Raw genomic sequence first — 4678 nt, 5'->3', positions numbered from 1 at the left:
GGTGTATGGAGCTCATTTAAATCGTTTATTGAATCAATAGTTGACGAACCTGAAGCTCTATAAAAAGCCTGCGGGTTCAACCACGAAGTGCAACACTCTCGTCTGCAGCCTGACATAACTTGTTAAAGATAACGTTAGGCTGGCTAAAAGAGGATATCCATAGTTCTGTGTCACCGATTCATTACAATCGGCATAGTTGTCGCTCCGCCCTTCGACTTTGCTGATTAACTGCGGCAGCGTCACGTTCCAGTATTACATTGGAGGTATCCACGTTTCTGATGCTTCCAACATACTTGCGTGCAGCGCCAAAAACTCCGCCATGACCGCGCAGGGCGTGTATTAGAAACCCTTAACCCACATTGAACTGCCCAACGGCACGCGGTATCGCTACCGCTACTACCCGTTTGGGCGACGCATCGCCAAAGAATGTGCGCACAGCGACACACAAACCAACTACCTGTGGGACGGCGCGCACATTGTACAGCAGCAACAGGCCACCGCTGATGGGCAGGTGTTGCAACAAACCGAATACCTCAACGAGCCCGGCAGCTTCCGCCCGATGGCGCAAGTGACTCACCATGAGCAAGGTAGCGAACTGCATTACATCGTGACCGACCACGCGGGCACACCGCAAGAGCTGTGTAATGAGCAAGGTGATATTGTTTGGCGGGGCGAGCAAGCGCTATGGGGTCATTATCACGGGCAATCACAACGCCACTGGAAACGACGCGAAGAAGCGGCCAACGACAGTATACAGTGTGACCTTCGCTACCAAGGGCAACTCGAAGACGCAGAATCGGGCCTTTACTATAACGTAAACCGTTATTACGATGCAGACAGTGGCCAGTATCTTAGCCCCGACCCAATAGGGTTTGTGGGAGGGTTAAGGCCGCAGGCCTATGTTGCCAACCCACTGGAGTGGGTGGATCCGTTGGGGTTGGCGGGGTGTGGTGGAAAGAAAAGGCCTGATACGCCCAAAAAAATTAAGCTGAATAGAGCTGGCGTAACGCATGTTAAAGAGCGTCATGTGGGTAATCACCCTGAATGGAAACAGAAAAGTAAATGGACCCTTAGTAATGCAGAAGGCGTTGTTGATCAAATCAKTCACCTAAYGCACTGATCCYAATGKGATTRCTCCCATCAATCAACTCRGTAACTAACAGGCATACCAAGTCTTATGACTTTGTTTATCGCTTTCACGTTGGCCAATGCTTCGCCAACTTGTGCATCGTAGTTACGTAGAGTCAGCTCAGGGCTGATTAACGTTTTGTATCGAGACATGCCTGTTTCTGACAGGGAGCGTTGGTGATAACCCTCTTCTTGTTTCCAGTCTTCCAAGTTACCCGATTTCAAGGCGCTGACGGCTGCATTGCGAGGGTGGCCGTCCTCCCAGTAACCCGCATTGCTGCGCGGTGGAATGGTCGGTTTGATGCCTTTTTTCTTGAGCACCTGATGACAGGCTTTCGTATCGTAAGCGCCGTCAGCACTGACTTGGGCAATTTTTCGKCGTAACGGATTGAGCAGCGTCGGTAGGGCTTCATTGTCRCCGACAGAYGCYAAGCTMACRACGGCAGAAATCACTTCATGTGTACTGTCGTCAATCGCRAGATGCAGCTTGCGCCAAACACGGCGTTTTTCYTKGCCATGTTTGCGCATTTTCCAYTCYCYCTCGCCGAAYACTTTTAAACCGGTRGCATCAATGACGACGTGAGCAACGGGCCCACGACTGGGTAATCGGTAGTTAACCTCAACCGTCTTCGCCCGTTTRCTGATACAACTGTATGACGGCGATTTTAGCGGTACGTCCATCAGACCAAATATCGAGTCGAGAAAGCCTTGAAGGGCGCGAAGAGGGAGCTTGAAAATGCCTTTAACCATCAGTACTGTTTCAATGGCACCATCGGTAAACGTAAAGCCTCTGCCTCGTTTGCCATGATGCTCTTTACAGTGCCAAGTCTGGATAGCGGCGTCATCAACCCAAAAGGTAATCGAACCACGGTTAACCAATGCCTGATTGTATTGCTTCCAATTGCTGATTTTGTACTTGGCTTTGCTCATCATCGGTGACCTGTTTTGAGGCTTTGATGATCCGATCGCGGCTCGGATGATTAGTTCAATAATTTAGGAAACAACGCCGTTCGAAAGTAGTTATTCAGGATCACTCCGCTGGCTATTATTAGGGTGAAAATGGAATTGGTGATCAAGGTGCTCACTTTAATGTTCGACCAATAGAAAACACAAGAACAGGTAAAGTGGCTGGAACTTTACCTCATTATGATTTTAAAAGGTGATCGATGTACTGGAATGAACTAGATGGATCAAAATTATTAGGCAAAGTTTTTTCATATCCTGTTAAGGTTGATAAGGTTGAGCTTGTGGAAGTCAGTATTAAGCGAGATGGGCCGACAGTATTAATACGATTTGATTTAGTAGGGAAGATTCCCGATCGCCCAACAAAAAAATGGGGGGAGTTCAACTGTTGTCAGTGTGGAATTAACTGCAGTGGAGTTTATGACCTTATGGTTAAAAACGTTAGTAGGAAAATGGTTTGCGATATAGTAATAGATGCTGGTGAGCACAGAAAAGTTCATTTAGTTAGTGAAGATAGAAGTGTTGAGGTATCCTTTTTCTGTGATCACATTCAGTTCATGGGGCCAAGTGTCTATTTAAATGAGTAAAAGCCCAATATATCATTAACATGTGGAGTCAGTACTGAAGAGTCTGTATTAGCGATAAAGTACAACTTTCTAAGTACTATCAAAATGATTTTGCAAGCCGTGGTTGACGTTTCGCCACAGCAATACTAACAGAAACGCCGCCATGACCGCGCAGGGCGTGTACTAGAAACCCTTAACCCACATTGAACTRCCCAACGGCACGCGGTATCGCTACCGCTACGACCCGTTTGGGCGACGTATTGCCAAAGAATGTGCGCACAGCGACACACAGACTCACTACCTGTGGGACGGCGCGCATAGTGTGCAGCAACAACAGGCCACCGCTGATGGGCAAGTCCTACAGCAAACCGAATACCTCTACGAGCCCGGGAGCTTCCGCCCGATGGCGCAAGTGACCCACCATAATCAAGGCAGCTAACTGCATTACATCGTGACCGACCACGCGGGCACACCGCAAGAGCTGTGTAATGAACAAGGTGATATTGTCTGGCGGGGCGAGCAAGCGGTATGGGGCCATTACCACGGGCAATCACAACGCTATTTCAGTTCTGTCAGATGTACTGCTGTGGAATATTGACTTCAGCGAGGCCAAATAAGGCCTCGCTGGTTAATATACTTCCGGAAAAGTAAAGATAAACCGATGATTGCATTATTGAGTTTTCTGACACATTGGCTGCCCACTGGAGTGATAAGTTTCGCACTGCCAGCTCTGCTTTCCATCAGAAATGGTCGTTCCGTTCACTTTCACTGTTTTCGCCGAAATACCCTTAAATGAGTAAGGTTCAATACCGGCAAACCAGACATAATGACCATCCGAAACAAAATTACCTTCAAGCACTTTAAGCGCTTTCATGTCAACGTCAGCAGGAAATTCCAGACTCCGCTTCCCTGCAATCAGAAACCCTTTTTTATCTGCGGCAGCATTAAAACTCAGGCATTTAAAACTAGATGCATCCACATCATTGCGTAGCTCGCCGGAGTAATAGCTTTTCCCATCAATCGTAGCCCAACCTCGACAGTCTTCAGAAATTTTCACCTGATGTTGATAGGGTATTTTGACCGTTTTTTCCGCTACATAGAAATAATTTTTTGCTACGTGCAGAGTCCGTATCCAGCCCGGTAGGTAACTGCTCTGCATTACAATAATAATTTCCGGAGGAGTAGCCGACAGCAATGTCCTGCCCTTTATACAACAACTGAAAATCTGCGGCTTTGGCATTTGCTAACGGCTGTGCCGGACGATTACTGAATCGTTGATAGATGACATTTTTTTCAGCTGTTTTATACGGATAAATCGACTCTGCGTGAGCACTGAATCCACTGGTTGCTACTAACACAGCGACAACAGGTAATGACTTGAAAGTACGGTAATACATTGAAACCTTTACCTTTTTTATGAGGACCAAGATAATCATCATCACATATAACAAATCAATTGGTTTCTTATTTTTTACTGTTTTTCGATCTGCTCCTAAAATCTGACAGGCACAAGGAGAAAGTTCTGCTGACCAGATCATCACAGAATCACTTTTATTGACTCATCACTGATCCGTTAATATCAGCCAGACTTGATCTCTCTAACAGATCATTGCATCCCGGTTCTGTTTTCATTTTGCTTTGATATCTGCATCGTAATTGAGATTTACGATGCACAAGTTGGCGAAGCATTGACCAACGTGAAAGCGATGAACAAAGTCATAAGACTCAGTATGCCTGTTAGTTACCGAGTTGAGCGATAGGATTTATTCCTCTGGGAACAGTGCGCTAGGTGAATGATTTGTTCAACAACGCCTCGCTAGAGTGATAAATTCAATGATTTAGGAAACAACGTCGGTAGTGTTAAAATGCCATCTTTACTGGTGAGGTCTTTATCTTCACGCAAAGCTTGCAAGGCGGCATCTATATCGGCTGTTGGTTTGGTCATGTGTCATCCCTTTTTAGTATAGTTGAACGAAATGACACAGAATTCTGAACGAACGAAATGACACAGAATTCTGAAC

General features: G+C 46.3%; 8 protein-coding genes and 1 pseudogene. 4 read left to right on the top strand and 5 right to left on the bottom strand.

The window, feature by feature from the left end:
* Positions 1-349: 349 nt before the first annotated feature.
* On the bottom strand, positions 350-523 hold the full coding sequence (locus tag BZG79_RS16725) for a hypothetical protein (RefSeq protein ID WP_242414177.1): 174 nt from the start codon (positions 521-523) through the stop codon (positions 350-352).
* Here BZG79_RS16725 and BZG79_RS11950 point away from each other — a divergent pair.
* The gene (locus tag BZG79_RS11950; protein ID WP_242414176.1) at positions 512-1120 is read left to right on the top strand and encodes an RHS repeat-associated core domain-containing protein; all 609 of its coding nucleotides are present in this window, start codon (positions 512-514) and stop codon (positions 1118-1120) included. The two genes, BZG79_RS16725 and BZG79_RS11950, sit on opposite strands and share 12 nt — an antisense overlap.
* A 20-nt stretch (positions 1121-1140) precedes the next feature.
* Here BZG79_RS11950 and BZG79_RS11945 read toward each other — a convergent pair whose 3' ends face one another.
* A complete protein-coding gene (locus BZG79_RS11945) occupies positions 1141-2058 on the bottom strand; it encodes an IS5 family transposase (protein ID WP_077774480.1) in 918 nt (305 codons plus the stop codon).
* Positions 2059-2294: 236 nt separating this feature from the next.
* Here BZG79_RS11945 and BZG79_RS11935 point away from each other — a divergent pair, with 236 nt between their 5' ends.
* The 3 genes and pseudogenes from BZG79_RS11935 (at position 2295) to BZG79_RS16715 (ending at position 3255) form a co-directional block, all read left to right on the top strand.
* Positions 2295-2678, top strand: a complete 384-nt coding sequence (locus BZG79_RS11935) for an Imm50 family immunity protein (RefSeq protein WP_077774479.1) — start codon at positions 2295-2297, stop codon at positions 2676-2678.
* A gap of 181 nt (positions 2679-2859) precedes the next feature.
* Positions 2860-2922: pseudogene (locus BZG79_RS16925) on the top strand (hypothetical protein); the annotation flags it as partial.
* Positions 2923-3108: 186 nt separating this feature from the next.
* Positions 3109-3255, top strand: coding sequence for an RHS domain-containing protein (locus BZG79_RS16715; protein WP_242414175.1), 147 nt, complete (start codon positions 3109-3111; stop codon positions 3253-3255).
* Positions 3256-3327: 72 nt separating this feature from the next.
* Here BZG79_RS16715 and BZG79_RS11925 read toward each other — a convergent pair whose 3' ends face one another.
* From BZG79_RS11925 to BZG79_RS16920, 3 genes are all read right to left on the bottom strand, one after another.
* Positions 3328-3714: a hypothetical protein gene (locus tag BZG79_RS11925; protein WP_077774478.1), complete on the bottom strand. Its 387-nt coding sequence runs from the start codon at positions 3712-3714 to the stop codon at positions 3328-3330.
* Positions 3701-4195 carry a hypothetical protein gene (locus BZG79_RS11920; protein WP_077774477.1) on the bottom strand — a complete coding sequence of 165 codons (495 nt, stop codon included), beginning with the start codon at positions 4193-4195 and terminating at the stop codon, positions 3701-3703. Before BZG79_RS11920 ends, BZG79_RS11925 begins: the two co-directional genes overlap by 14 nt.
* A 278-nt stretch (positions 4196-4473) precedes the next feature.
* Positions 4474-4602 (bottom strand): hypothetical protein, encoded by a 129-nt coding sequence (locus BZG79_RS16920; protein ID WP_255565805.1) that lies wholly within the window; start codon positions 4600-4602, stop codon positions 4474-4476.
* Positions 4603-4678: the final 76 nt, after the last annotated feature.

Source organism: Salinivibrio sp. MA427 (assembly GCF_001996115.1).
In the GTDB taxonomy this organism is placed as follows: Bacteria; Pseudomonadota; Gammaproteobacteria; order Enterobacterales; family Vibrionaceae; genus Salinivibrio; species Salinivibrio costicola.
This window is presented reverse-complemented; position numbering and strand designations above follow the sequence as displayed.